The sequence below is a fragment of the Maribacter forsetii DSM 18668 genome, from assembly GCF_000744105.1.
Lineage (GTDB): Bacteria > Bacteroidota > Bacteroidia > Flavobacteriales > Flavobacteriaceae > Maribacter > Maribacter forsetii.
Genome location: NZ_JQLH01000001.1, coordinates 3,676,843 through 3,703,825, shown reverse-complemented (window position 1 = coordinate 3,703,825; position 26,983 = coordinate 3,676,843). Strand labels below are relative to the sequence as shown.

General features: G+C 36.6%; 24 protein-coding genes and 1 riboswitch. Of the genes, 22 read left to right on the top strand and 2 right to left on the bottom strand.

All coding sequences use genetic code 11. The features are described 5' to 3' along the window. Positions 1-42: 42 nt before the first annotated feature. From P177_RS15780 to P177_RS15710, 15 genes are all read left to right on the top strand, one after another. On the top strand, positions 43-2,133 hold the full coding sequence (locus tag P177_RS15780) for a HEPN domain-containing protein (RefSeq protein WP_036156283.1): 2,091 nt from the start codon (positions 43-45) through the stop codon (positions 2,131-2,133). 5 nt (positions 2,134-2,138) lie between these two features. Next, a complete protein-coding gene (gene cobA / locus P177_RS15775; RefSeq protein ID WP_051941872.1) occupies positions 2,139-2,951 on the top strand; it encodes a uroporphyrinogen-III C-methyltransferase in 813 nt (270 codons plus the stop codon). A gap of 87 nt (positions 2,952-3,038) precedes the next feature. Continuing rightward, positions 3,039-4,100, top strand: a complete 1,062-nt coding sequence (locus P177_RS15770) for an NAD(P)/FAD-dependent oxidoreductase (RefSeq protein ID WP_036156281.1) — start codon at positions 3,039-3,041, stop codon at positions 4,098-4,100. Positions 4,101-4,257: 157 nt separating this feature from the next. Further along, a riboswitch (SAM riboswitch) is annotated at positions 4,258-4,372 on the top strand. 114 nt (positions 4,373-4,486) lie between these two features. After that, positions 4,487-5,488, top strand: coding sequence for a homocysteine S-methyltransferase family protein (locus P177_RS15765; RefSeq protein ID WP_036156279.1), 1,002 nt, complete (start codon positions 4,487-4,489; stop codon positions 5,486-5,488). Positions 5,489-5,512: 24 nt separating this feature from the next. Further along, positions 5,513-5,869: a four helix bundle protein gene (locus tag P177_RS15760; protein ID WP_036156277.1), complete on the top strand. Its 357-nt coding sequence runs from the start codon at positions 5,513-5,515 to the stop codon at positions 5,867-5,869. Further along, positions 5,869-8,637 carry a methionine synthase gene (metH, locus tag P177_RS15755; RefSeq protein ID WP_084684715.1) on the top strand — a complete coding sequence of 923 codons (2,769 nt, stop codon included), beginning with the start codon at positions 5,869-5,871 and terminating at the stop codon, positions 8,635-8,637. Before P177_RS15760 ends, metH begins: the two co-directional genes overlap by 1 nt. A 175-nt stretch (positions 8,638-8,812) precedes the next feature. Then, positions 8,813-9,766 carry a methylenetetrahydrofolate reductase [NAD(P)H] gene (gene metF / locus P177_RS15750; protein WP_036156275.1) on the top strand — a complete coding sequence of 318 codons (954 nt, stop codon included), beginning with the start codon at positions 8,813-8,815 and terminating at the stop codon, positions 9,764-9,766. 228 nt (positions 9,767-9,994) lie between these two features. Continuing rightward, positions 9,995-11,092 (top strand): acyloxyacyl hydrolase, encoded by a 1,098-nt coding sequence (locus P177_RS15745; protein ID WP_036156273.1) that lies wholly within the window; start codon positions 9,995-9,997, stop codon positions 11,090-11,092. A gap of 10 nt (positions 11,093-11,102) precedes the next feature. Further along, positions 11,103-11,897 carry a head GIN domain-containing protein gene (locus tag P177_RS15740; protein WP_157486594.1) on the top strand — a complete coding sequence of 265 codons (795 nt, stop codon included), beginning with the start codon at positions 11,103-11,105 and terminating at the stop codon, positions 11,895-11,897. Beyond that, positions 11,894-13,042 (top strand): serine hydrolase domain-containing protein, encoded by a 1,149-nt coding sequence (locus P177_RS15735; protein WP_036156269.1) that lies wholly within the window; start codon positions 11,894-11,896, stop codon positions 13,040-13,042. The genes P177_RS15740 and P177_RS15735 overlap by 4 nt, the downstream gene beginning before the upstream one ends. Positions 13,043-13,406: 364 nt before the next feature. After that, positions 13,407-14,234, top strand: a complete 828-nt coding sequence (locus P177_RS15730) for a prephenate dehydratase (protein WP_036156268.1) — start codon at positions 13,407-13,409, stop codon at positions 14,232-14,234. Then, positions 14,231-15,376 (top strand): pyridoxal phosphate-dependent aminotransferase, encoded by a 1,146-nt coding sequence (locus P177_RS15725; RefSeq protein ID WP_036156266.1) that lies wholly within the window; start codon positions 14,231-14,233, stop codon positions 15,374-15,376. The genes P177_RS15730 and P177_RS15725 overlap by 4 nt, the downstream gene beginning before the upstream one ends. Before the next feature lie 4 nt (positions 15,377-15,380). Continuing rightward, the gene (locus P177_RS15720) at positions 15,381-16,247 is read left to right on the top strand and encodes a prephenate dehydrogenase (protein WP_036156264.1); all 867 of its coding nucleotides are present in this window, start codon (positions 15,381-15,383) and stop codon (positions 16,245-16,247) included. Between the two features lie 6 nt (positions 16,248-16,253). Then, positions 16,254-17,336, top strand: coding sequence for a bifunctional 3-deoxy-7-phosphoheptulonate synthase/chorismate mutase type II (locus tag P177_RS15715; protein ID WP_036156262.1), 1,083 nt, complete (start codon positions 16,254-16,256; stop codon positions 17,334-17,336). 155 nt (positions 17,337-17,491) lie between these two features. After that, positions 17,492-19,582: a DUF5723 family protein gene (locus P177_RS15710; protein WP_036156260.1), complete on the top strand. Its 2,091-nt coding sequence runs from the start codon at positions 17,492-17,494 to the stop codon at positions 19,580-19,582. Positions 19,583-19,643: 61 nt separating this feature from the next. On the opposite strand, the gene P177_RS15705 is transcribed toward P177_RS15710, so the two are convergent. Continuing rightward, positions 19,644-20,084 (bottom strand): hypothetical protein, encoded by a 441-nt coding sequence (locus P177_RS15705; RefSeq protein ID WP_036156258.1) that lies wholly within the window; start codon positions 20,082-20,084, stop codon positions 19,644-19,646. A 197-nt stretch (positions 20,085-20,281) separates the two neighbouring features. After that, complete coding sequence (locus tag P177_RS15700; RefSeq protein ID WP_036156256.1) at positions 20,282-21,094, bottom strand: hypothetical protein; 813 nt, start codon at positions 21,092-21,094, stop codon at positions 20,282-20,284. A gap of 107 nt (positions 21,095-21,201) precedes the next feature. On the opposite strand from P177_RS15700, the gene rsgA reads away from it, so the two are divergent. The 7 genes from rsgA to P177_RS20240 all read left to right on the top strand — a co-directional run bounded on the left by rsgA (position 21,202) and on the right by P177_RS20240 (position 26,804). After that, positions 21,202-22,155, top strand: coding sequence for a ribosome small subunit-dependent GTPase A (gene rsgA, locus P177_RS15695; protein WP_036156254.1), 954 nt, complete (start codon positions 21,202-21,204; stop codon positions 22,153-22,155). Further along, a complete protein-coding gene (gene dtd / locus P177_RS15690) occupies positions 22,152-22,604 on the top strand; it encodes a D-aminoacyl-tRNA deacylase (protein WP_036156252.1) in 453 nt (150 codons plus the stop codon). The genes rsgA and dtd overlap by 4 nt, the downstream gene beginning before the upstream one ends. Beyond that, on the top strand, positions 22,604-22,930 hold the full coding sequence (locus tag P177_RS15685) for a nucleotide pyrophosphohydrolase (RefSeq protein ID WP_036156250.1): 327 nt from the start codon (positions 22,604-22,606) through the stop codon (positions 22,928-22,930). Before dtd ends, P177_RS15685 begins: the two co-directional genes overlap by 1 nt. Positions 22,931-22,966: 36 nt before the next feature. Continuing rightward, a complete protein-coding gene (gene aroA / locus P177_RS15680) occupies positions 22,967-24,196 on the top strand; it encodes a 3-phosphoshikimate 1-carboxyvinyltransferase (protein ID WP_036156249.1) in 1,230 nt (409 codons plus the stop codon). Positions 24,197-24,275: 79 nt separating this feature from the next. Beyond that, on the top strand, positions 24,276-25,325 hold the full coding sequence (gene queA / locus P177_RS15675) for a tRNA preQ1(34) S-adenosylmethionine ribosyltransferase-isomerase QueA (protein WP_036156247.1): 1,050 nt from the start codon (positions 24,276-24,278) through the stop codon (positions 25,323-25,325). A gap of 104 nt (positions 25,326-25,429) precedes the next feature. After that, positions 25,430-26,473 (top strand): 23S rRNA (adenine(2503)-C(2))-methyltransferase RlmN, encoded by a 1,044-nt coding sequence (rlmN, locus tag P177_RS15670; protein WP_036156245.1) that lies wholly within the window; start codon positions 25,430-25,432, stop codon positions 26,471-26,473. Positions 26,474-26,648: 175 nt separating this feature from the next. Next, the gene (locus P177_RS20240; protein WP_167333120.1) at positions 26,649-26,804 is read left to right on the top strand and encodes a hypothetical protein; all 156 of its coding nucleotides are present in this window, start codon (positions 26,649-26,651) and stop codon (positions 26,802-26,804) included. Positions 26,805-26,983: the final 179 nt, after the last annotated feature.

Here is a 26,983-nt window from a genome sequence, read left to right as displayed (position 1 = left end):
TAAGTGTTCCTCCCTTTTGGGGAGGTTAGGAGGGGCCACAATATGCAGAGTTTTAGAACAGAAATAGAGAATCAAGTAGTTGCGAATGATATTTTAGAATTGGAGCGCAAGATTCATGAGTTCCATGGCGGCAAATTAGATGAAGAGAAATTTAGAAGCCTGCGTTTAGCTCGTGGTGTATATGGTCAGCGTCAAGAAGGCGTTCAAATGATTCGTATAAAATTGCCATATGGTAAGGTGACTTCTCAGCAATTACTACGTATTTGCGATGTGTCCGATGAATATTCTACGGGTAGATTACATATTACAACGCGTCAAGATATTCAGATTCACTATGTTGATTTGAACAGAACTCCAGAGTTATGGTCAGAATTGGAGAAAGACGATATTACATTAAGAGAAGCTTGTGGTAACACCGTACGGAATGTAACGGCAAGTGAAACGGCTGGTATTGATGTAGATGAGCCTTTTGATGTTTCGCCATATGCACATGCATTATTTCAGTATTTCCTTAGAAACCCTATAAGTCAAGAAATGGGACGTAAGTTCAAAGTTTCTTTCTCGGCAAGTGATGCTGATACAGGACTATCATACATGCACGATTTAGGTTTTATCGCCAAAATTGAAAATGGAGAAGTCGGTTTTAAAGTGATGTTAGGTGGCGGATTAGGTTCTCAGCCAAGACATGCAGATGAATTATATAGTTTCTTGCCTGCAGATCAGATCATTCCGTTAATGGAAACGGTAATACGTGTTTTTGATCGCTACGGTGAGCGTAAGAGTAGAGCAAAGGCAAGAATGAAATTTTTGTTGAAAGATTTAGGTCTTGACGGATTCAAAGAATTATTGGCTGCTGAGAAAACGGCTGTGCCTTTTGATACATTTCCTATTAATCCAGAAGACTATCCAAAAACCAAAGTTTCAGATTTAAAAGTTCCTGCAGTTGAAATAGAAGATTCAAAGGAATTTGAAAAGTGGAAAGTGACTAACGTTGTTCCTCAGAAACAACCTGGTTATGTTGCTTTGGGAATTAAAGTATTGCTAGGTGATTTTTATACAGACAAGGCACGTTTATTAGCCAATTTGGTGCAGAAATATGCAGCAGGTGAGTTAAGGTTGTCATTACGTCAAAACATTTTAATTCCTTTCGTAAAAGAAGAGAATGTTGAATTTTTCTATACGGAATTAAAGAAATTAGGTTTTGCAGAAGCAGGTTACAATAAAGCACTAGATATTACAGCTTGCCCAGGTACAGATACTTGTAATTTAGGTATTGCAAGTAGTACAGGTATTGCAGAAGAATTAGAAAGAGTTATAAAAACAGAATATCCTGATTATATCAATAACGAAGATGTTGTAATAAAAATCAGTGGTTGTATGAACGCATGTGGACAGCACAATATGGCAAATATTGGTTTTCAGGGAATGTCCGTTCGTACGAAAGATAAATTAGTTGCTCCGGCACTACAAGTATTATTAGGTGGTAGCACAGATGGTAACGGTCAAGGTCGTTTTGCTGATAAAGTGGTAAAAGTGCCTAGTAAAAGAGGTCCTGATGCATTACGTTTAATCTTGAATGATTACGATGCTAATGGTGGCGATTTATCATTCCCGGATTACTATGCTGAAAAAGGGCAAATGTATTTCTATGATTTTCTAACGCCATTATCATCTGTAGATGATTTAACGCCAGAAGATTTCATTGACTGGGGAAATACAGAACGATATGAAAAAGCAATTGGTGTAGGTGAATGTGCAGGTGTGGTTATTGACTTGATTGCTACACTTCTTTTTGAAAGTGAAGAGAAAATACAGAATGCTCAAGCTATGTTCGATGCAGAAAAATGGTCTGCAAGTATCTACCACGCATATTCTTCAATGGTGAATTCAGCGAAAGCGATGTTAACTTCAGAGAATACGAAAGTAAATACACATGTAAGTATCATTAAAGATTTTGATGAGAAGTTTGTAGCCGATGGAAGAATTGCCGTAGCTGGCGGATTTGAGAAATTGGTACTGCAATTGAATCAGAACGAACCAACAAAAGAATTTGCTGAGTCATATATCAAAGATGCGAAAGTATTCTTAGAGACGGTTGCAAAGTTTAGAGAACAAGAATTGGCAGAAGCATAAACGGCATGAGTTTAGAAAGCAATTTAACGAAGACTGAGCGTAGCCGAAGTCAAGGTCTTTTGACTGTTGTAGGCGCGGGACCTGGCGATATAGATCTCATCACTTTAAAAGCAATAAAAACGCTGGAAAATGCCAATGTGGTTTTGTATGATGCTTTGGTTAACGAAGAGTTGCTAAAGTATGCAAAAAACGCAGAATTGATTTTTGTGGGTAAGCGAAGAGGATGCTATGCATATCAGCAAGAACAGATAAACGAGTTAATTGTCAGCCGGGCAAAATCTGACGGACATGTGGTAAGATTAAAAGGCGGAGATCCTTTTGTATTTGGTCGTGGTTCAGAAGAAATGGAATTTGCAGCATCACATGGTTTAGAAGTGGCCATGGTGCCAGGTATTTCTTCAAGTTTAAGTGTACCGGCCTATCAGAATATTCCAGTAACAAAAAGAGGGGCATCAGAAAGTTTTTGGGTAATTACAGGTACAACCAAAGAACATAAGCTATCAACAGATGTTGCTTTAGCTGCAAAAAGTAGTGCAACGGTAGTTATATTAATGGGAATGTCAAAACTTCCACAAATTGTAGAACTGTTCAAAGGTGAGGGAAAATCGGATATGCCAATAGCCATTATTCAAAACGGTACACGAAAGAATGAAAAACTGGGCATTGCAACTATTGAAACTATAGTTGAGGTTGTAGAAAAAGAAGAATTATCAAACCCTGCAATTATCATCATAGGTGAAGTGGTAAAACATAGAGAGGCATTAATTCAGGCGAAGAATCGGTATTCAAAGGAGAATGCTAAGTTGAGCGAAGTATAAAATTGCAAAGTATTAATTACATAGTCGAAGTGAAATTAAAAGAAGTTGAAAAGTGATTTCTAATTACTTTTCACTAAACAAAAAATTATGATTAAAACAGATATGCTCATTATAGGAGCGGGACCAACCGGATTATTTACGGTGTTTGAAGCAGGATTATTAAAGTTAAAAACGCATTTAATAGATGCATTGCCACAGCCAGGTGGACAGTGTTCAGAGATATATCCTAAGAAGCCTATCTACGATATTCCTGCATTTCCAGAAATTTTGGCGGGTACTTTGGTAGATAATCTAATGGAGCAGATCAAACCTTTTGAGCCAGGGTTTACATTGGGTGAAAGAGCAGAAACCTTAGATAAGTTAGAAGATGGTTCTTTTGTAGTAACTACAAATAAAGGAACTCAGCATAATGCGCCAGTTGTTGTTATAGCAGGCGGGTTAGGTTCTTTTGAACCAAGAAAACCACCTATCTCGAATATTGTAAATTTTGAAGATACCGGTGTTTCTTATATGATTAAGGATCCAGAAGTATATCGTGACAAAAAGGTAGTGATTGCCGGTGGTGGAGATTCAGCTTTAGATTGGGCTATATTTTTAACCGATGTAGCATCAGAAGTAACTTTGGTGCATAGAAGAGATGAATTTAGAGGGGCTTTGGATTCTGTTGAAAAAGCATCTGAACTGGCAAAGCTTGGTAAAATAAAATTAATTACAAAAGCAGAGGTAAAAGAATTGCACGGCAAAGATCATTTGGAAGCTGTTGTGATTAAACATACGGATAAGGAAAAGGAAGATACTTATTTAGAGGTAGATAATTTTATTCCGTTATTCGGTCTTTCACCAAAATTAGGTCCTATAGGTGATTGGGGACTAGAAATTCAGAAGAATGCCATTAAGGTAAATAACGCAAAAGATTACCAAACAAATATACCGGGAGTATATGCTATTGGCGATGTTAATACCTATGAAGGTAAATTGAAATTGATACTTTCAGGTTTTCATGAAGCAGCGGTAATGTGTCAGTATGCATACCAACAAATCAATCCGGGTAAGCGCTACGTAATGAAATATACGACCGTTGGTGGTGTTGAAGGATTCGATGGTTCTAAGAAAGAAGCCAAAAAAGAAGTAGTACAAAGTATTGCATAAAGTTATAATTTGGTCAGTAAAACCTCCAGATTCTTTATGATTCTGGAGGTTTTTTTATGACAAATTTCTAAAAATTCGTTGGGTAAAAAACCTGTTGAAGTTTTGGATTAGAGCATGCTGTGCCGTTACTTTGCAAATCGTTCATAAATAGATTGAAACGTTATCAAGAAAGGTGGAGGGACTAGACCCATTGAAACCTTGGCAACCCTTTCCTTTAAGGAAAAGAAGGTGCTACATTCTATCTTTATTCTGTGTACTTGTGCAGAAGATGTTATTCTATATGGCATTACAAAGACAGATAACTTAAGAAAAGGCATCTAGCCGAACTTTCCTTACTTGATTACGAATTACATTTTTATTGAACCAATAATATTTTACACCGTAAAATGAAGGATATAAAGGAAATATTAAAAGAGCGAATTCTCATATTAGATGGCGCCATGGGTACCATGCTACAGCGCTATAAGTTTACTGAGGAAGATTTTAGGGGAGAACGTTTTAAAGACTGGGAACACCCATTACAGGGTAATAATGATTTGTTGTCACTAACTCAGCCTGATGCAATTGCTGAGGTTCATCGTAAGTATTTCGCTGCGGGTGCCGATATCGTAGAGACCAATACATTTTCTGGAACTACGATAGCGATGGCGGATTATTACATGGAAGACTTGGTGTATGAGTTGAATTATGAATCTGCGCGTATCGCTAAAATGGTAGCAGATGAATTCACGGCTAAAGAACCGAATAAACCAAGATTTGTAGCCGGAAGTATCGGTCCTACGAACAAAACGGCAAGTATGTCGCCAGATGTAAATGACCCAGGGTATAGAGCAGTTTCTTTTGATGAGCTACGTATTGCATATAAACAACAAGTAGAAGCCTTGTTAGATGGTGGATCGGATATTTTATTGGTAGAAACTATTTTTGATACGTTAAATGCAAAAGCGGCATTGTTTGCTATTGAAGAAGTAAAAGAAGAGCGAAATGTCGATGTGCCTATCATGGTAAGCGGTACCATTACCGATGCGTCAGGTAGAACGTTATCTGGTCAAACGGCAGAAGCATTTCTTATATCCATTTCCCATATTCCTATTTTATCGGTCGGCTTCAATTGTGCATTAGGAGCTAATCAATTGGTGCCACATTTAGAGGTATTATCAACCAAAAGTGAGCATGCGGTTTCGGCACACCCCAATGCAGGACTACCAAATGCATTCGGAGAGTACGATGAGACTCCTGATCAAATGGCAGAACAAATTAAAGAATACGCAGAAAAAGGATTAGTAAATATAGTAGGTGGATGCTGCGGTACCACTCCGGAACATATTACTGCGATAGCAGAGGTAGTGGAAAATTTTGAACCTAGAAAGTTGACAGTTGTCGGTTGATGGTTGTCAGTAAATAGTAACTGAATGGAATATACAGAATTAGAAGTGTGGAAAGAATCTAGGATTTTGGCGAATTTGATATATAAAGTTTCTCAGCAGTTTCCTAAAGTTGAAATGTATGGGTTGACAAATCAGATACGTCGTTGTGCTGTTTCAGTTCCGTCAAATATAGCTGAAGGATGTGGAAGAAGAACAGCAGCAGATACTATCCAGTTTTTACACATTTCTAGAGGTTCTCTATATGAATTGGAAACTCAGCTATTCATTGCTTTGGATCAAGAATATTTGATTAAAGAAGATTTTGAATCCATTGCGAAGCAAATTTTAAAATGTAAAAAACTCATTAATGGGTTTATCAATTACTATAAAAAGACCAAATAATGTCTGGAAGTATTTCAAAAAAACCATCAACTGACAACGGTCAACCGACAACTAAATACCTGAAGTTATCAGGTCTTGAACCCTTAATAGTCACCCCAGAAACGAATTTCATAAACGTTGGTGAACGGACAAACGTTGCTGGTTCAAAAAAGTTTCTACGTCTTGTAAAAGAAGAGAAATTTGAAGAGGCATTGGCAGTTGCTAGAGAGCAGGTAGAGAATGGAGCACAGGTCATTGATATTAACATGGATGACGGATTGATCGATGGTAAAGAAGCCATGGTTAAATTTTTGAATCTTGTTATTTCTGAGCCAGATATTTCTCGTGTACCTATAATGATAGATAGCTCTAAATGGGAAATCATTGAGGCGGGTCTGCAAGTAGTTCAGGGTAAATGTGTGGTTAATTCCATTAGTTTAAAAGAGGGTGAAGAACAGTTTATACATCATGCCAAGCTGATAAAAAGATATGGTGCCGCAGTCATAGTTATGGCATTCGATGAGGTAGGTCAAGCAGATAATTATGACCGTAGAATTGAAATAGCAAAACGCTCTTATGATGTTTTGGTGAACAAAGTGAATTTTGCACCAGAGGATATTATTTTCGATTTAAATATATTTCCTGTAGCCACAGGTATGGATGAGCATAAACTGAATGCCATCGATTTTATAGAAGCTACGCGTTGGGTACGTGAAAATTTGCCACATGCCAGTGTAAGTGGTGGGGTAAGTAATGTTTCTTTCTCCTTTAGGGGTAACAACCCGGTTCGTGAGGCAATGCACTCGGTTTTCTTATATCATGCAATAAAAGCTGGTATGAATATGGGTATTGTAAACCCAAGTATGTTAGAGGTATACGATGATATTCCTAAAGATTTATTGGAGCGTGTTGAAGATGTTATCTTAAATAGAAGAGACGATGCAACCGAGCGATTGCTTGATTTTGCAGAATCTGTAGTTGGGAAAACTAAAGAAAGTAAGATAGATCTTTCATGGAGGGAAGAGCCATTACAAGATAGGATTACACGTGCCTTGGTAAAAGGTATTGACCAATATATTGTTGAAGACGTAGAAGAAGCTAGAGCTGCTGCAGATAAACCTATTGAGGTCATTGAAGGTAATTTAATGACCGGTATGAACGTGGTAGGTGATTTATTCGGAAGCGGAAAAATGTTCTTGCCACAAGTGGTTAAATCTGCCCGTGTAATGAAAAAAGCGGTAGCTTATTTATTGCCATATATTGAAGAAGAAAAGTTGTTGAATCCGCAGGTAGGTGATTCTGACAATGCAGGTAAAATATTAATGGCAACTGTAAAGGGTGATGTCCATGATATCGGCAAAAATATTGTGGGTGTTGTACTAGCATGTAACAATTATGAGATTGTTGATTTGGGAGTTATGGTACCTCCTGAAAAAATAATTGCCGCAGCCATAGAACACAATGTGGATATTATAGGGCTTAGCGGATTGATTACGCCTTCTTTGGATGAAATGGTGCATTTGGCAAAGGAAATGGAACGTAAAGACTTTAAGATTCCATTGCTAATTGGTGGGGCAACAACCAGTAAGGCACATACTGCGGTAAAAATTGATCCACAATACAAAGAAGCGGTAGTTCATGTAAATGATGCCTCTAGAGCGGTTACTGTAGTGGGAGATTTACTGCAGAAAGAAACTTCTAATGGTTATAAGAAAAGCATTAAAGATGATTACGATATATTTCGTGAGAAGTTCTTAAATCGCTCATCAAGTAAAACGTATAAATCGATTTCTGCGGCCCGTAGAAATAAGTTTAAAATAGACTGGGAAACTTCAGGAATCGTAAAACCGAATAAGCTTGGGATTCAAGTAATAGAAGATTTAGATTTAAATATTCTAGTACCATATATAGATTGGACTCCATTTTTTAGAAGTTGGGAACTGCATGGAAAATACCCTGCAATATTGACCGATGAGGTTGTTGGAGAACAAGCAGTAGATTTATTCGCAGACGCCCAAGAGATGCTGAGCAAGATAATTTCTGAGAAGAAATTAAAGGCAAAAGGTATTTTTGGACTCTTTCCTGCAAACTCCGTCAACGATGACGATATTTTAGTTGACATAAGCTCCAATCTAGATGAGAATACTGGGTCGTTGAACGGAGCCGAAGCGAAAGAGAGCTACACTTTTAGAACCTTACGCCAACAATTGGAGCGTAGAGAAGGTGTGGCAGATTATGCCCTGGCGGATTTTATAGCACCTAAAGAATCAGGGAAACAAGATTATATGGGTTGCTTCTGTGTGTCTACAGGTTTTGGTACTGCAGAATTAGCGGCGAAATATGAAGCCGATTTAGATGATTATAATTCCATTATGGTTAAAGCTCTTGCAGATAGATTGGCAGAAGCCTTTGCGGAATATTTACATAAAGAAGTCCGTCTGAAACACTGGGGCTATGCTTCAAATGAGGAGTTGAGCAATGAAGATTTAATTAAGGAATCATACAAGGGAATTCGTCCTGCACCAGGGTACCCTGCTTGTCCTGATCATTTAGAGAAATTGACCATTTGGGATGTTTTAAAAGTGAAAGAGACTATTGGTGTTGAACTGACGGATAGTTTGGCTATGTGGCCGGCAGCATCTGTAAGTGGATATTATTTTGGAAATCCGCAAGCACGTTATTTTGGGTTAGGAAAAATAAAAGACGATCAGGTAAAAGATTTCGCAGAACGAAAAGGCATACCATTAGGGGATGCCGAAAGATGGCTAGCGCCGAATATAGTTGATTAATGCGTTAGGGATAGAAGCGGCATCTTTTTCTATTTTAGCAGTGAGGATGAAGTTTTGCTAAAGTTTTTAAATAGAAAAAATATAGCTGAAAGCCCGCCCGAACGCCCAAAGAATATAATTAAGTATTAATACCTATTTAAGGTTTGCTCTCCAAATAAGAGTGAAAATATAAGAAATGAAAGTAACAGACCATATCAATAATGCAAACGGAAAGACACTTTTTTCATTTGAAATAGTGCCTCCGGTAAAGGGTAAGAATATTCAAGAATTGTATAATAATATTGATCCGTTAATGGAATTTAAACCTCCATTTATTGATGTGACCACATCTCGTGAAGAAACTATCTATATTAAGAAAGAAGGACTTTTAGATAAGAAAACTACACGTATGAGACCAGGTACAGTGGGTATTTGTGCTTCTATACAGCATAAGTATGATGTTGATACGGTACCTCATGTTATTTGTGGAGGTTTTACTAAAGAAGAGACCGAGTACATGTTGGTAGATTGTCATTATTTAGGCATACAGAATGTAATGGCTTTACGTGGTGATGCCCGTAGCGAGCAAAAGTATTTTGAACCTACCGATGGCGGACACCCTTTTGCGATTGACTTGGTAAAACAAATTCAAGAGTTGAATTGTGGTAAGTATCTGCATGAAACCATAGAAAGCGAACACTGCAGTGATTTTTGTATAGGTGTGGCGGGTTATCCGGAAAAGCACTTGGAATCACCTTCATTACAATCAGATTTAAAACGATTGAAAGAGAAAGTAGATGCAGGTGCCGATTATGTAGTAACACAAATGTTCTTCGATAATAAAAAGTATTTTGAGTTTGTAGAAGCCGCAAAAAGTATGGGTATTAGCGTACCTATTATTCCGGGTATAAAGCCTATTGCAGTTAAAAGACATATGCAATTATTACCACAGGTATTTAGAATTGATATGCCGCAAGATTTGATAGAAGCGGTAGATGGTTGTGTAACAAACAAAGATGTGCGAAAAGTAGGTGTTGAATGGGCAATTCAGCAATCTAGAGAGCTGAAAGCTGCTGGTGTACCTGTTTTGCATTACTACTCAATGGGGAAATCTGATAATATTAAGGCGATAGCGGAAGCGTTGTTCTAGATTTGGATAACTAAATAATCAGTTCGAGTGTTTTTATATCGTAGAGTAACGGAGATGTAAAAATGTACCGAGAACCTTTGGAACATGAGATCTTCTCTATAAAAATTTCTTGGTACCTCATAAATTCACTCGAGGTGACATTGTTACTTTTGTAAATACATAATTTGTAGGAAAGAACTTTGTATTTTGTACATGGTACTTCGTACTTAGTACTTATTTTTGCCCCCAATGAATTTTAAGTTTCTATCCATTTTACTGATTTCAGTAAGTTGTTGTTTCGCACAAGAATCTGGTGAGCAAAAAAAGTATACCCTTGATGCTAGTCAGTTTTACGGGTCTATAATTTTACATAATCCAGATATTTCGCATTTAATCACTTCGCACCCTGCGGGTGTAATTTTGAGTTACAATAGAAAAACCTATGGTTTAAATGCATGGGAGGAGTTATATAATTATCCTGATTTTGGATACTCTTTCATTTATCAGAATTCTAATAATAGCACACTAGGTGATAATTACGGACTCTACGCGCATTATAATTTTTATCTTTTTAAGCGTAATGTGCAGCTTCGCGTTGGGCAAGGGGTCTCTTATGCTACTAACCCGTATGATAAAGTAACCAATTTTAGAAATAACGCATACGGATCAGATGTATTAAGTTCTACGTATTTAATGTTCAATTATCATAAGGAGAATATTATTAAAGGGCTAGGACTCAAAGCAGGTATCTCTTTAATACATTATTCAAATGCTAATTTTAGAGCTCCTAATACCTCTACCAATACCTTGGCTTTCAATGCCGGAGTGGTATACGATTTAGATGGAGGCAAAGAAATAGAATATATACATCGAGAAAAAGAAAAAATAACAGAGCCTTTACGTTATAATTTTGCTTTAAGAACAGGTATAAACGAAAGTGATGTTATTGATTCTGGACAGTATGGTTTTGTTGTACTCTCTGCCTATGCGGATAAAAGAGTGGGAAGAAAAAGTGCGTTACAATTTGGGGTAGATGCCTATTTCTCTAATTTTTTAAAGGAGTTGATTCGCTATCAAAGTATAGCTTTTCCAGAAAATGGTGTTGCTGCAGATGACGATTATAAAAGAGTAGGAATATTTGCTGGACATGAGTTGTTCATAAATCGAACTTCGGTAGTTTCGCAATTCGGATATTATGTGTATTATCCATTTGATTTTGAGGGGCGTACATATTTACGTGTAGGGCTAAAACGTTATTTTGGAGAAAAGATATTTGGGGCAGTTACCTTAAAATCTCACGGAGCAAAAGCAGAAGCAGTAGAATTCGGGATAGGAATACGATTATAAGATGATAAAAATGATAAATAATTCACTTAGTTGTCTGATTGAGCGCAGTCGAGACCTTATAGTCTTGATGGTAATTTTGGTTTCCCTATTTGTTTCTTGCGATTCTGAAAATGCTTCGGATTGTTTTCAAAGTACTGGTGAGATTACGAGACAAGAAGTTTCGGTTGCCGAGTTCTCTTCAATAACAGTTTTTGAGAACGTAACTCTAATTATTAAACAAGGAGATACACAAAAAGTAGAAATTGAAACTGGTGAAAATTTACGTAATGAAGTAGCTGCGGTTGTGGATGATGAACAATTGTTATTGACAGATACAAATGACTGTAATTATGTACGTGATTATGGAACCACGGTAGTTTATGTGACCACTCCAAATTTAACCAGTATTCGTAGTAGTACCGGTTTTCCTGTTCAAAGTGACGGAGTGCTGGCTTTTGAAAGTTTAAGCTTGCTATCAGAAAGTTTTACAGATCCAGAAGCGGAAACTACAGATGGGGAATTCAATTTAGAATTAGACGTTTCTAGTTTAAGTATAACAAGCAACGGAATATCATATTTCAAGTTAAAGGGTAGCGCAGATAGCTTTAATATAAGTATTGCGGCAGGTGATTCTAGGGTAGAGGCAGAAGAACTGATAACCCAGCGGGTAAATTTTAACCATAGAGGTTCAAATGATATTTTAGTGAATCCGCAAGAAAGTTTAACCGGAGTTTTAAGAGGTACAGGAGACCTACAGAGTTTTAACCGACCGGCAACAGTGGATGTTGAAGAATTGTATAACGGACGCTTGATCTTTGTGGAATGAATCCTATACTCAAATATCTAAAAAACGTGTTTGCTGCTAAACGTATTTTGGCGGATGATACTGAGTTAACAGGATTGGTAAAAGTAGATTATTTACTTCAACAATTAATAATAGAAGATAAAGTACCCGGAATTGCAATTACGGTTTTAAAAGAGGGAAAGTCAGTTTTCCAAAAAGGGTATGGGAATGCCAACATTGGCGAGAAACAGTATATAGACCCTAAAAAATCTATTTTTAGAATTGCTAGTGTCTCAAAGCCTATTGCAGCTACAGCTTTAGCACATATGGTACAAGAAGGGCTTATTGATTTAGATGAGTCTTACTATACTTACCTTCCAGATTACCCTAAGAAAGAATGGGATTTTACCATTCGCCAATTAGCTAGTCACACCGCAGGTATACGTGTTTATAAAGGCAAGGAATATGGTTTGAACGAACCATTATCCATCAAACAGGGTCTTAAGATATTTAAAGATGATCCTTTGGTATACAAACCAGGTACCGAATATTTGTACAATAGTTTTGACTGGGCAATGATTTCTGCAGCAATACAAGAAGCAAGCGGAATTCCGTTTGAGGAATATGTGCAAGAGAAGGTGCTGAATCCGCTAGGGATGAATTCTACTTATTGTCCCCAATGTTATTACCAGTCAGACTCACAGAGCAGTAGTAAAAATTCTGATGCTCTTGGGGTAAATCATATTTCCGCATTAAAAGAACAAAACCGTGTTACTGCATTTTACACAAAGAGCATTTCAGGATTTAGAAAGGCGATACCTGTAGATAATTTTTACAAATTAGCTGGCGGTGGTTATTTGTCTACGTCAGAGGATATCGCAAAATTCGGACAAGCATTTCTAGATAAGAAAGTTAAAGTCAAAGAGACTATTCTGGATCAATTTTTAAGGGCTCAACAAGTAGCTGGTAATTCTACGTACTACGGTTTAGGTTGGCAGGTAAGCGAAGATGCAAAAGGTAGAAAGTTCTTTGGGCATGTTGGTAACGGAGTAGGAGGGTATGCTAATTTCTTTGTCTACCCTAAAGAGCAACTTGTTTTTTCAATTCTTGTTAATTGTACAGATCCTAAAATACAAGAAGAGCTAGATGCAATAATAGATTGTTTTTTTGATGAGGTTGATTTTTGAGTTTTGTCTATCCCTAATGGAGTGGTGTTTCGGTTTATGAAAAGGGGTTTGTCTAATTTTTAACACAAAACCTTCGTTTTTTGAGATAGAAATAGAATTTTTTAAAAAAATAAAACGGAAAACAACCATTTTTAAATATAATTACTACATTAGCCAAAGTTTACAAGCACAATGACAAAACAATATTTCTGGAACGGTTTTTATTTTTACTTCTTTTTTAAGAGAGGTACGGGACTGTTGTAGTATATTTTAAAAATAAAATAGAATCTAAGTTCCGATATGTATCGGAACTTTTTTTTTGTTCAAAAATTGAAATCACCTTGAACGTAGTAGAAGGGTTTTGCGGTAAGTTGAAATGTGAATTATGAGTTTAAAAATAGCCATACAGGGAATTAAAGGAAGTAACCATCATCAGGTAGCTAAAGATTGTTTTGGTGATGATATCGAGTTGGTAGAATGCCTTTCTTTTGATGCTTTGGTAGACAAGTTATTGTCTAATGAAGCGGATCAAGGTATTATGGCTATCGAGAATAGTATTGCAGGTTCAATAATACCGAATTATGCATTGGTCAACCATAATAACCTACATATTATTGGCGAGTATTATTTGAATATTCATCATAATTTAATGGTGTTACAAGGGCAGAAAATAGAAGATATAACAGAGGTTAGTTCTCACCCTATGGCTTTGTTGCAGTGTAAAGAATATTTTAGGCAATATCCGCACATTAAACTTGTGGAAGATGTTGATACGGCAGAAACGGCAAAGCGCATACAAGAGCAAAAATTAAAGCATGTAGCTGCCATTGCACCAAATGTAGCTGCAGAATTATATGAGTTGGACATCGTAGCGAGCGACATACAGACTATTAAAAATAATGCTACTCGTTTTATCATTGTAAAGACAAAAAACAATGCGTTGCCAGAGGCTGAAATTACTAAGGCTTCTATACGGTTTATAACCGACCATAAAAGGGGAAGTTTGGCGGCTGTGCTTAATGTTATGAGCGATTGTAGATTGAATTTGACAAAAATACAGTCATTACCGGTAATAGAAACACCATGGAAATATGCATTTTTTGTGGATGTAACTTTTGCCGAATATGCAGATTTTACAAAGGCGAAAAGTCTGTTGAACATCATGGCAGAGGACTTTAAGATTTTGGGTGAATATAAAAATGTAAGACAATGATACGTACCGCTGAAAGGTTAAATACCGTACAGGAATACTACTTCTCAAAAAAGTTGAGAGAGGTACGTGGCTTAATGGCACAAGGTAAGCCTATTATAAATATGGGTATTGGTAGTCCAGATTTAGCTCCGTCTAAAGAAGTATTGAATGCAATACAGGATGCGGTATTAGAAAACGGTGCCCACCAATACCAAAGCTACCAAGGTTTGCCACAGTTGAGAGCAGCTATCGCAAATTTCTATAAGAAGAAATTCAGGGTTGATGCTGATCCAAATACCGAGATTTTACCCTTAATGGGCTCAAAGGAGGGTATTATGCATATTAGCCTTGCATTTTTAAATGAAGGCGATGAGGTTTTAATTCCAAACCCTGGTTATCCTACATATACATCGGTTACGAAATTGGTAGGTGCAGTACCTGCATATTATGATCTGACCGAAGAAAATGGATGGTTTCCAGATTTAGAAGAACTGGCAAAGCAAGATTTAGCTAGGGTAAAGATCATGTGGTTAAGTTACCCACATATGCCAACTGGTGCTACGGCTACAAAAGAACAGTTTGTAAAAATGGTGGAATTTGCTCAAAAGCATGAAATACTTTTGGTAAATGACAATCCTTATAGTTTTGTCTTAAATGCTGAACCGGCAAGTATATTAAGTATACCTAATGCAAAAGAGGTTTGTTTAGAGCTTAATTCATTGAGCAAAACATTTAACATGGCAGGTTGGCGTGTTGGTTTTGTTTTGGGTAGCGAAGATCATATCAATGCTATTTTAAAGGTGAAGAGTAATATGGACTCTGGTATGTTCTACGGAATTCAGAAAGGTGCCATAGCGGCATTGGAGAGTAGTGATGATTGGTTTGCTGATTTGAACACGGTATATAATGAAAGAAGAGAATTGATTTATCAACTGGTAGACAAATTAGGTTGTACATATGATAGAAATGCTGTTGGCTTGTTCGTTTGGGCAAAATTACCGGAAGGTAGTACAACGTCAGAAGAATTTATAGATAATGTATTGTATACCAAAGACCTGTTTATTACTCCAGGTACCATATTTGGTAGTAATGGCGAAGGCTATATTCGCTTTTCACTTTGTATTTCAGAAGATAAAATAAAAGAAGCAATCGCAAGATTTTAGTGTGATGAATGTATTTGTAATAGGTATCGGTTTAATAGGTGGTTCTTTAGCGAAAGACATAAAGTCGGCAGTCGACAATGTTACCGTTTATGGCATAGAATCCAATGCATCAAATTTAGAAGAGGCATTGTCCTTGGGCATTATTGATCAAAAAGCCACCTATCAAGATTTACAATTAGCGGATATGGTCATTGTAAGTATACCGGTTGATGTTATGGTTACAGAGCTTCCGGTTATATTAGATGCTGTACATGAAGATTGCGTAGTTTTTGATGTGGGATCAACCAAATCTTTAATCTGTAAGGTGTTGGAAAATCATCCAAAGAGAAGAAATTTTTTAGCGTGTCACCCTATTGCAGGAACAGAATTTTCTGGTCCGTCAGCGGCAATACATGATTTGTTCAAAGACAAGACCAATATTATTTGCGAGGTAGAACTAACTGCATTTAAGCTTCAGGAAAGAGCTTTGAAAGTTTTTCAAGCTATTGGTATGAGAATTCGCTATATGAACCCTGTGGCTCATGATAAGCACATAGCTTACGTATCACATTTATCGCACATAAGTTCATTTATGTTGGGTAAAACGGTGATAGAGAAAGAGAAAAACGAACGCGATATTTTTGATATGGCGGGTAGTGGATTTGAAAGTACGGTACGTTTGGCAAAAAGTTCGCCGGCCATGTGGACACCAATTTTTAAACAGAATAAAGAGAATGTGGTAGAGACATTGGAAGAGTACATTCAAAATCTTACGGCATTTAAAGAAATGTTGCAGAAAGATGATTACGAGGGCATTTATAATGAAATGAATAATACGAATAAGATTAAAGGAATATTAAAAAGAAATACCGTTAAACAAGAAATAGAATAAGTAAAAATGGAAAATTCAAAACAAATGAGAACATGGTTGGATGATTTAAACCTTGACCATCCACTAGTAATAGCAGGGCCATGTAGTGCGGAAACAGAGGAACAAGTGTTAGGTATAGCACACTCTCTAAAAGATACCGATGTAAACTATTACAGAGCTGGTATATGGAAACCTCGTACTCGCCCAGGAAATTTTGAAGGTGTTGGTGCTTTAGGTCTTAAGTGGCTACAGAAAGTTAAGGAAGAAACAGGTTTAAAGACAGCTACGGAGGTTGCAAACCGTGCGCACGTAGAGTTGGCATTAGAACATGATATCGATTTATTGTGGATTGGTGCAAGATCAACCGTTAGTCCTTTTATAATGCAAGAATTGGCAGACGCTTTACAGGGGACAGACAAGATTGTATTGGTAAAAAATCCGGTAAATCCAGATTTAGCTTTATGGTTAGGTGGTATCGAAAGATTGCATACTGCAGGTATAAAAAAATTAGGTGCAATACACAGAGGTTTTTCTACATACGAGAAAACAAAGTATAGAAATATACCAGAATGGCAAGTAGCGATTGAATTTCAGAACAAGTTCCCTGATCTTCCATTAATAAACGATCCTTCGCATATTACAGGTAAGCGTGATATGATTTTTGATGTATCTCAAACTGCTTTAGATTTGAATTTTGACGGATTGATGATTGAAACGCACCACGATCCAGATAACGCATGGAGTGATGCTGCACAACAGGTTACGCCGGAGAAATTGGTTCAAATCATGAGAGATCTTAGAATTAGAAAAGAAAGTGATCCAGAAGCGGAATACAATTCAGAATTAAGTAACCTAAGAGCTCAAATTGATATCATCGATAATCAATTAATTGAGACATTGGGTAAAAGAATGAAAGTATCTGACGGTATTGGAGCACTTAAAAAGCAAAAAAACGTAGCGGTACTTCAGTCAAATAGATGGAATCAGATTCTAGGGGCAATGATTCTAGAAGGGGAAAGTAAAGGACTTAGTGAAGAGTTTGTTCTTCGTATGTTCAAGGCTATTCACCAAGAGTCTATCAACCACCAAGAGAAGATAGTAAACGCTTAAAGTTAGCTTAACTTTATAAAAACAAAACATCCGTAATATGCGGATGTTTTTTTTATGGCTCATTTTTAATAAGTAAGAAAAAGATTACATCTAAACAATAACCATTATAATGAATCGTTAGGGGACTAAAGAACCATTTTAACCAAACCAAAAGTATGAAGAAAATAGTATTAGTTGCTATCATGTTGATTGCATCATTTGCGGTAAAAGCACAATCTTATGTAGGCTTTTTGACCGATAATTACAGTGGTGTAAACAGTGTAATCTCCAACCCGGCGAATATCGCTGATTCTCGGTTTAAAACCGATATAAATTTAGTGGGTGCAAGTGCTTTTCTTGCCAATGACTATGTAGGTGTAGGGTATTCGAATTTAGTTTCAAGTGATTTTGATTATGATACAGACGCTATTCTGACATTATCTGATAATAATAACTTTTCCGGAAATGTAGATATCCTAGGACCGTCATTTATGTTTAATATAGGCAAGAAATCTTCCATTGCCATTTTTACCAGGGCAAGAACCTTTGTTACCGGAAATGAATTTAACGGTGAAAGTATTGATGACCTTGATGATAGCATTGATGAAAGTCAAGATTTTATAGTAAACGAAGGAGATTTTTTTGCATCTGGACATGGCTGGGCAGAAGTTGGTCTTACCTATGCACAAGAGTTAATGAATAATGAAGAGCATTTTCTAAAAGGAGGCCTTTCATTTAAGTATCTTAAAGGTTTTGGTAATGCCTACGTATCTGGTAGAAACGTAACCATAGATTATGATGCCGATGGTGCTACGTTACCAGACAGTTCCACTATTGGAACCTTAGAGTCTACCGGCGATTTAATCTATGGTCGTGCAGATGACTATGATGATGATAATTATGATTATGAAGTGCCAGATGCAAGCGGATTCGGATTCGATCTTGGTTTCGTGTATGAATGGAGACCAGATTATGAAGATTATGTGGTAACGGGTGCTGACGGAGAAAAAACCGTGATGAAAGATAAAAACAAGTACAAGCTTAAATTTGGTTTGTCACTAACAGATGTTGGTTCGGTAAATTACAAAGGTAGTTTGGTAGATACCTATAATATCAATAATACCATTACACAAGACGATTATGATAATATTGAAGATTCAGATGATCTTCAGAATTTATATACGTTCACACAAGCTACAGAAGATTTAAAGGCAGGTTTGCCAACGGCATTACATTTTAATGCAGATTGGAATATTAAAAATCATTTTTATTTAAACTTCAATACAGATTTGTCTATGCGTTCTGCAGGTGAGAATAACCTTAGAACTGCAAATGTATTTTCTTTGACCCCTCGTTTTGAAAGTAAGTGGTTCAGTTTTTATTTACCTGTGAGTAGCTATCAGTATAGTGGTATGCAAATAGGTGCAGGGTTACGTGCCGGACCTTTATATATTGGATCTGGTTCATTGATTTCTACATTTACAAGAAATGAAATTCAAGGAGCGGATGTATACGCAGGATTAAAAGTGCCTGTTTATTATGGTCAGCCTAAAGATTCTGATGGAGACGGTATTCCAAATAAAGAAGATGGTTGTCCAAAAAAAGCAGGTCCAATAGAAAACAACGGTTGCCCTTGGGGAGATACGGACGGAGATTCTGTTTTGGATAATGAAGATCAATGTCCAGATGAAGCAGGACCAGTTGAAAATAACGGTTGTCCATGGATTGATAGTGATGGTGATTCCATAATGGATAATGAAGATCAATGTCCTGATGAAGCTGGTCCACTAGAAAACAGCGGATGCCCTTGGCCAGATTCTGATGGGGATTCTGTTTTAGATAAAGATGATGAGTGCCCAAATGAAATGGGAACAGTAGCTAATAAGGGTTGTCCAGAGCCTGTGGTTACCGCTGAGGTTCAAAAATCATTGAACGAGTATGCAAAAACAATCTTATTTACCACGGGTAAATCTACACTTAAAGATGAATCCACACCTGTTTTAGTAGATATCATTAGTATTTTAAATGAATATCCTAATGCTAATTTCACCATTGAAGGTCATACGGATAGTATAGGTTCAGAAACTACTAATCAGAAATTATCTGAGAAGAGGGCACAAGCCGTATTACAATTTTTAATTAATGGAGGTATTTCTGCGGCTAGGTTAACAGCCGTAGGTTATGGGGAAAGCAAACCAATTGCCACGAACATGTATAAAGATGGTAGGCAGAAGAATAGACGTGTTGAGATTAATTTAGCCCAATAAACTCAAGTAGATAATAATAGAAAGCCCGGTATAAACCGGGCTTTTTTTATGATAATTAGTTTTATCTTTTAAAGATGTATCGGGTAATGAAAATACCTTGTCCGTCTGTATTACCGGCATCTGCTTCAACTCCGCTGGTAACAAAAACAAGTTCCCATCCATTTTGTGCCATATCACTCAGTTTGGAAGAGATAAGGGCATCATTTGCTGCAATGTTCTGAAAACGAATTCCTGCAATATTATAAAAGTTAAGCAATTTGGTTTCTTCAAAATCCTTAACCCTAATATCTCCACGTTTAGATTTGTTTCGTGTATTGTCATCTTCGGTCTGCTCAGATGTAAATTCCTTAAAATCTCTATCGGCATTGGCATCTATAATTCTGGATCTACCTAATCCGCTAGGTACAATAGATTCAACGCTGGTAATGACCTTGTATTCCTGTGCTGTAATTGTGGTGATTCCCATAAGGGCAAAAAAGCTAAATAAAATGATTTTTTTCATGTTAGTGTTTCTTCTAAATAGATTAATTAATGAGCATTGAAAGTAAAATGTAAAAAGAAGAATACAAAGAAATGCTCTTTATATCATTGTAAAATAATATGAAACCCTTACGTAGATATACCAGAAAACCAGTAGTCAAAAAAAAGTCCCGATACTAAAAGCATCGGGACTACTACCTATAAAATTATGTTTTGTTTCTATTGAATAGAGAAATCAAAAACCGATTGGTTCTCTCTACCTTGAGGTACTTGGCCTTGGTAGATAAAGCAATACTCACCTGGCTCTAAAGAATCTGGCGTAACTTTAAACTTGTTACCTTCAATTTCCTCAATAGCAAAATTTAGTGCATATTTAGGATCTATACCACTGCTGCTAGTGATCCAGCTACTTTTACCTGTAATTACCTCTCTAAGATTCTTTTTCTCTTTAACGGTAAGTTTAACCAAAACAAACTCGTTAGGATTACTTGCCATTCTAAACCACCAGTTAAAGATACCGGTATCTCCACCTTGGTTGTTTTGCATGTTGTCCACTTGAGTTACACTTGGGTCAAAGATGAACGTAAATTCTGGTCTGCTTTGGCGAATTACATTGTTGGATTGTGTTTTAGGTAACTGAGCTTTCTTTTTAGAATTGATCAATCCAGATACCAATTTCTGCGCCACTTGGTTAGAATTTGAACCAGAGAATACACTTGGTTGTATTAATTTATCTTCACCGCTAGCATCGGCATAGTAAATACCAGTTTTAGATTTTGTGTTTTGTTTTGATTTATCCATGATCAAGGATAATATTTCAGAAGAAACCCCTGCATTTTTCATAGCGCCTAGAGCGGAAATAGAAGCATCGAATTTAACATCCGAAGTGTTTATTTTATCTATGATCATATAATCGTCGAAACCTAGTTCAACCATTTGTACTACAGATTCGTTGGTAATAGTTTCTTGGGCCGCGCCAAAAGTGAATGCTGATAAAGCTAACATCAGCAATGATTTTTTAATGAATTTCATTTTCTTGATTTTGGTTGTTATTTAATGTTATAGTTCTAAATTCAAATTTATGTTAATTTTTATATTTAAAGCAGTTACTTTGTATAAATGGAAGGATTTTTGGGTAAATGGTAGGAATTGTTTATAAATCTACGGGTAGTTGGTACACTGTTAAGGCAGAAAATGGTGATTTCTATGAATGTAGAATAAAAGGGAAGTTTAGAATTAAAGGAATAAAAAGTACGAATCCTGTTGCTGTTGGTGATAGCGTTCGCTTTGATGTTGAGACCATTGGCGATGATACAAACGGTATTATACATGAAATAGAAGATCGTAAAAACTACATTATACGTAAGTCGGTCAACCTCTCTAAACAGACCCATATCATAGCTGCCAATTTAGATCAAGTCTTTCTATTGGTAACATTGAACAATCCGCCTACATACCCTGTTTTTATAGATCGATTTTTAATTACAGCCGAAGCATATGAGATTCCTGTAGTATTACTTTTCAATAAAGTAGATACATATGAGCCAGAAGAATTGGATGAAATTAAGTTTTTGGCGGCCTTATATCGTAATATAGGTTATACCTGTATTGGTATTTCTGCGGCTACAGGTAAGAATGTAGATAAGGTCAAAGAAATGATGAAAGGTAAAACCTCTATGTTCTCTGGTCATTCCGGTGTTGGTAAATCAACGTTGGTAAATGCGATAGAGCCTGATTTGGATATTAAGACCAAACAAATTTCTCAACAACACGCACAAGGTCAGCATACCACCACATTTGCGGAAATGTTCGATCTTAGTTTTAATGCTAGAATTATAGATACGCCCGGTATTAAAGGTTTTGGTATTGTAGATATGGAAAAGGAGGAGATAGGAAACTATTTTCCAGAGTTTTTTGAACTGAAACAAGACTGTAAGTTTAATAACTGCATTCATGTAGACGAGCCAAAATGTGCCGTTAAAGACGCTTTAGATGCTGGAGATATAGCATGGAGCAGGTATAATAGTTACTTACAGATGATAAAAGGTGAAGATGAAAATTATAGGGTTGATATACACGACGATAAAAAATGAGAGTAGTACTGCAAAGAGTTTCAAAAGCAAGTGTAACGGTTGAAGGTGCTAAAATAAGTACAATTGAAGGTGGAGTACTAATTCTTTTAGGTATCGAAAATGAGGATACACAAGTTGATATCGATTGGCTTACGAATAAAATTGTCAACCTTAGAATATTTAATGATGATGACGGAGTGATGAATACTTCGCTTTTAGATACGAATGGTGATGCTATTGTAGTTAGTCAATTTACGTTGCATGCCAGTACAAAAAAAGGGAATCGCCCGTCTTATATAAAAGCCGCAAGACCAGAAGTAGCTACACCATTGTACGAAGCTTTTATTAGCACTATGGAATCTAAAATGGGCAAAAAAGTAGGCACGGGAATATTTGGTGCAGATATGAAGGTAGAATTATTGAATGATGGACCAGTAACTATAATAATTGATACAAAAAATAAAGATTAATGAACATCAAAAACGCACAACTAGAAGTTGATAATTGGATTAAGGAACACGGCGTTCGTTACTTTAACGAGCTTACCAATATGGCGCAGCTTACAGAAGAAGTAGGGGAGGTTGCTAGAATTATAGCAAGACGTTACGGTGAGCAAAGTGAAAAAGAGTCTGATAAGAACAAAGATCTGGGCGAAGAATTAGCAGATGTAATGTTTGTAGTGCTGTGTTTGGCAAATCAAACAGGTATCGATTTGCAACAAGCTTTTGATAAAAAGTTAGATTTAAAAACAAAGCGTGATCATGACCGTCATCACAACAATAAAAAGTTGAAATAGACGTATATTTGTCGCTCTATTTTAAAATCACACGCATTGAAACTTCACCTAACTGGTCCATCGAATACAGAGCTTAATGATACCATAACTATTACGGGTTCTAAAAGTGAATCTAACCGTAGTTTATTATTATCCGCATTATTTCCCGATATAAATATTGAGAACATTTCAAACTCCGATGATGCCCAGGTAATGGCAAAGGGATTGAAAATTTCAGAAGGTACGGTAGATATTCATCATGCTGGTACGGCCATGCGTTTTTTAACCGGATATTTCTCTTCTCAAGAAGGTAAAGAAGTGGTGTTGACGGGATCCAAAAGAATGACCGAAAGACCTATAAAAATACTTGTAGAAGCATTAAGAACCTTAGGGGCAGAAATCTCTTATTTTCAAGATGAAGGTTATCCACCTATAAAAATAAAAGGGCAACGTTTAGTAAAAGACAAAGTAAGTTTACCTGCAAATGTGAGCAGTCAGTACATTTCTTCTTTATTGTTAATTGCACCAAGTTTAGAAAACGGATTGGAATTAGAACTGGTCGGTAAAATTACATCGGTACCTTATATAAAAATGACCTTGGCATTGCTTGAAGAAATAGGTGTAGAAACCTCTTTTGAAGGTAATAAGATTAAAGTATCGCCAAAAGCAAAAGTAGAGCCAACAACATTGGTGGTTGAATCTGACTGGAGTTCAGCATCTTATTTTTATGGAATTTGTGCACTTGCCGCTCCGGGTACTGAAATCACGTTATCTGCATACAAGCAGAAGAGTCTTCAGGGAGATAGCGTACTTGCCAGTATTTATACTTCATTTGGTGTGGAGACTACTTTTGGCAATAATACGGTTACCTTAAAGAAGACCGATAAAAAGATAGAAGCTAAGAATGAGTTTAATCTGGCAAATGCTCCAGATATAGCCCAAACAATTGCGGTTACCTGCTTTGGTTTGGGGGTAGGTTGTTATTTAACCGGACTGCACACGTTAAAGATCAAAGAAACGGATCGTTTAGAGGCTTTGCATACAGAACTGTCTAAATTAGGAGCAAACATATCCGTAACAGATAAAACGTTGACTATAATACCATCTGTAGGCATTCTGGAAGATATAGCTATAGATACCTATAACGATCATAGAATGGCTATGGCTTTTGCTCCATTGGCTATGAAAACTACTCTTTTTGTGAATGATGCAGAAGTAGTTTCAAAGTCTTATCCAGATTTTTGGAACGACTTAAAACAGCTTCATTTCGGGATAAAAGAATTATAATTAGTGTTTTACTTGACAAGGCCTATCTGCAGATTGTATATTTGCAGCCGCAATTTGCTACATTAAATATAACAGCTACATGAAATTATCAAATTTTAATTTTGAGCTTCCAGACGAATTATTGGCGGAGCATCCATCTGAAAATAGAGATGAGTCTAAATTAATGGTAATCCACAGAGATACCGGAAAAATTGAGCACAAGATGTTCAAAGACATGATCGACTATTTTGATGAAGGTGATGTTATGGTTTTGAACAACACTAAGGTTTTTCCTGCACGTTTATACGGTAACAAGGAAAAAACAGGTGCTCGTATAGAAGTTTTTCTTTTACGTGAGTTGAACGAAGAGCAACGTCTTTGGGATGTTCTTGTAGATCCAGCACGTAAAATACGTATTGGTAACAAGCTATATTTTGGTGATGATGAAACGTTGGTAGCTGAGGTTATTGATAATACTACATCTAGAGGTAGAACATTACGTTTCTTATATGATGGCGCTTACTTAGATTTCAGAAGAAAACTAAGAGAGCTGGGTGAAACACCTTTGCCAAAATATATTAAGAGAGATGTTGAGCCAGAAGATGAGGGTCGTTACCAAACTATCTATGCAAAACATGAAGGTGCAGTTGCTGCCCCTACTGCTGGTCTTCATTTTTCTAAGCACTTATTAAAGCGTTTAGAAATTAAAGGTGTTGATTTTGCTGAGCTTACATTGCATGTTGGTTTAGGTACTTTTAACCCAGTTGAGGTTGAAGATCTTTCTAAGCATAAAATGGACAGTGAAGAAATGTTCATTGATGAAAAAGCTGCTGAAATCGTTAATAATGCAAAGTTACAGAAGCGTCGTATTTGTGCTGTAGGTACAACTGCAATGCGTGGTTTGGAAAGTGCGGTTTCTTCTAAGCAAACATTGAACACATATGAAGGTTGGACGAATAAGTTCATTTTCCCTCCGTATGATTTTAGTATTGCAAATGCCATGATTACCAATTTCCACTTGCCAAAATCTACATTATTGATGATGGTATCTGCATTTATGGGTCATGATTTAATGAACAAAGCATATAAAGAAGCAATATTGGAAAGCTATAAGTTCTATTCTTATGGTGATGCCATGTTGATTATCTAAGTATATAGCATACCTTATTTTATAAGGACAAAGTTAAAATCCCGCTTTATCTACATATTGAGAAAGCGGGTTTTTTATCACTAGTAATACCTACCTTTAAGCAGATGGAAGAAATAAAGAAAAAAGATATCCGGGCACTAACGCGAGAGCAGCTTAGGGAGTTCTTTGTTTCTAATGGTGACAAAGCTTTTCGTGGTAATCAGGTTTATGAATGGTTATGGCAGAAAGCAGCGTACTCTTTTGATGTGATGACAAATCTATCAAAAAAAACTAGGGAAATGCTAGAAGCTAATTTTGTTATCAACCATATTAAGGTAGATCAAATGCAGCGTAGTAGTGACGGTACCATAAAAAATGCCGTTCGTTTACATGATGATTTAATTGTGGAGTCCGTACTCATTCCCACAAAATCAAGAACCACTGCCTGTGTATCTAGTCAGGTAGGTTGTAGTTTAGACTGTAGGTTCTGTGCAACGTCTCGTTTAAAACGAATGCGTAATTTAAATCCCGATGAAATTTACGATCAAGTAGTTGCTATTGACAATGAAAGTAGATTGTATTTTGAAAGACCGTTGAGCAATATCGTTTTTATGGGGATGGGAGAGCCTTTAATGAACTATAACAATGTGTTGAAGGCAATTGATAAGATAACTTCCCCTGACGGATTGGGAATGTCTCCAAAGCGAATTACGGTTTCCACTTCTGGTGTGCCAAAGTTGATTCGTAAAATGGCAGACGATGAAGTAAAATTCAAACTGGCGGTTTCTTTACATTCCGCTGTAGATGAAATACGTACTTCTATAATGCCATTCAATGCCAAGTTTACCTTGAGTGATTTAAGAGAGTCGTTACAGTATTGGTATGAAAAAACAAGAAGTCGGATTACGTATGAATATGTAGTTTGGGACGGAATTAACGATACACAAAAAGATGTAGATGCTTTGGTGGAATTCTGTCGATTTGCACCATCAAAAGTAAATTTGATAGAATATAATCCCATTGATGACGGAGAGTTCAAACAAGCCTCTAACGCAGCCATAGACCGCTACGTAAATTCATTGGAGAAGAATAATATTGTAGTAACCGTTCGTCGTTCTAGAGGAAAGGATATAGATGCCGCATGTGGGCAGTTGGCGAATAAAAGTTAGAAGTACAAAGTATTAAGTAGGAAGTTAGAAAAGAGAAAATAGAGTTTAGAGAATAGACTTGTTACGAAGTGTTATATTCAGCAAAGCTAAACTTAGAAAATACAAAGTATTAAGTAATATGAATTACTGGAGTAATTGCTAACGTAACATCTTAGTACTTTATACTTATTACTTAATGCTAAAAAACGCGAAGCGTTTAAACCAACCACCAACCACCAACCACCAACCACCAACCACCAACCACCAACCACCAACCACCAACCACCAACCACCAACCACCAACCAACAACCAACAACCAACAACACTTTTGCACTTGAACTTGAGTTTTGAACTGGTATTTGTATTTTGAAATTATTTTTTTCCTAACTCCTAACTCCTAACTCCTAACTCCTAACTCCTAACTCCTAACTCCTAACTCCTAACTCCTAACTCTAATAAAACCATTATCTCCTTTCCTAGTACTGTTAACTGCTAGCTTTTGACTAATTTTAGCGTTCTAATACAGAGCA

What these genes read in the sequence shown, in the direction of transcription:
- P177_RS15780 (WP_036156283.1), top strand. Translation starts at nt 43, where the DNA reads ATGCAGAGTTTTAGAACAGAAATAGAGAATCAAGTAGTTGCGAATGAT.
- cobA (WP_051941872.1), top strand. Translation starts at nt 2,139, where the DNA reads ATGAGTTTAGAAAGCAATTTAACGAAGACTGAGCGTAGCCGAAGTCAA.
- P177_RS15770 (WP_036156281.1), top strand. Translation starts at nt 3,039, where the DNA reads ATGATTAAAACAGATATGCTCATTATAGGAGCGGGACCAACCGGATTA.
- P177_RS15765 (WP_036156279.1), top strand. Translation starts at nt 4,487, where the DNA reads ATGAAGGATATAAAGGAAATATTAAAAGAGCGAATTCTCATATTAGAT.
- P177_RS15760 (WP_036156277.1), top strand. Translation starts at nt 5,513, where the DNA reads ATGGAATATACAGAATTAGAAGTGTGGAAAGAATCTAGGATTTTGGCG.
- metH (WP_084684715.1), top strand. Translation starts at nt 5,869, where the DNA reads ATGTCTGGAAGTATTTCAAAAAAACCATCAACTGACAACGGTCAACCG.
- metF (WP_036156275.1), top strand. Translation starts at nt 8,813, where the DNA reads ATGAAAGTAACAGACCATATCAATAATGCAAACGGAAAGACACTTTTT.
- P177_RS15745 (WP_036156273.1), top strand. Translation starts at nt 9,995, where the DNA reads ATGAATTTTAAGTTTCTATCCATTTTACTGATTTCAGTAAGTTGTTGT.
- P177_RS15740 (WP_157486594.1), top strand. Translation starts at nt 11,103, where the DNA reads ATGATAAATAATTCACTTAGTTGTCTGATTGAGCGCAGTCGAGACCTT.
- P177_RS15735 (WP_036156269.1), top strand. Translation starts at nt 11,894, where the DNA reads ATGAATCCTATACTCAAATATCTAAAAAACGTGTTTGCTGCTAAACGT.
- P177_RS15730 (WP_036156268.1), top strand. Translation starts at nt 13,407, where the DNA reads ATGAGTTTAAAAATAGCCATACAGGGAATTAAAGGAAGTAACCATCAT.
- P177_RS15725 (WP_036156266.1), top strand. Translation starts at nt 14,231, where the DNA reads ATGATACGTACCGCTGAAAGGTTAAATACCGTACAGGAATACTACTTC.
- P177_RS15720 (WP_036156264.1), top strand. Translation starts at nt 15,381, where the DNA reads ATGAATGTATTTGTAATAGGTATCGGTTTAATAGGTGGTTCTTTAGCG.
- P177_RS15715 (WP_036156262.1), top strand. Translation starts at nt 16,254, where the DNA reads ATGGAAAATTCAAAACAAATGAGAACATGGTTGGATGATTTAAACCTT.
- P177_RS15710 (WP_036156260.1), top strand. Translation starts at nt 17,492, where the DNA reads ATGAAGAAAATAGTATTAGTTGCTATCATGTTGATTGCATCATTTGCG.
- P177_RS15705 (WP_036156258.1), bottom strand. Translation starts at nt 20,084, where the DNA reads ATGAAAAAAATCATTTTATTTAGCTTTTTTGCCCTTATGGGAATCACC.
- P177_RS15700 (WP_036156256.1), bottom strand. Translation starts at nt 21,094, where the DNA reads ATGAAATTCATTAAAAAATCATTGCTGATGTTAGCTTTATCAGCATTC.
- rsgA (WP_036156254.1), top strand. Translation starts at nt 21,202, where the DNA reads ATGGTAGGAATTGTTTATAAATCTACGGGTAGTTGGTACACTGTTAAG.
- dtd (WP_036156252.1), top strand. Translation starts at nt 22,152, where the DNA reads ATGAGAGTAGTACTGCAAAGAGTTTCAAAAGCAAGTGTAACGGTTGAA.
- P177_RS15685 (WP_036156250.1), top strand. Translation starts at nt 22,604, where the DNA reads ATGAACATCAAAAACGCACAACTAGAAGTTGATAATTGGATTAAGGAA.
- queA (WP_036156247.1), top strand. Translation starts at nt 24,276, where the DNA reads ATGAAATTATCAAATTTTAATTTTGAGCTTCCAGACGAATTATTGGCG.
- rlmN (WP_036156245.1), top strand. Translation starts at nt 25,430, where the DNA reads ATGGAAGAAATAAAGAAAAAAGATATCCGGGCACTAACGCGAGAGCAG.
- P177_RS20240 (WP_167333120.1), top strand. Translation starts at nt 26,649, where the DNA reads ATGCTAAAAAACGCGAAGCGTTTAAACCAACCACCAACCACCAACCAC.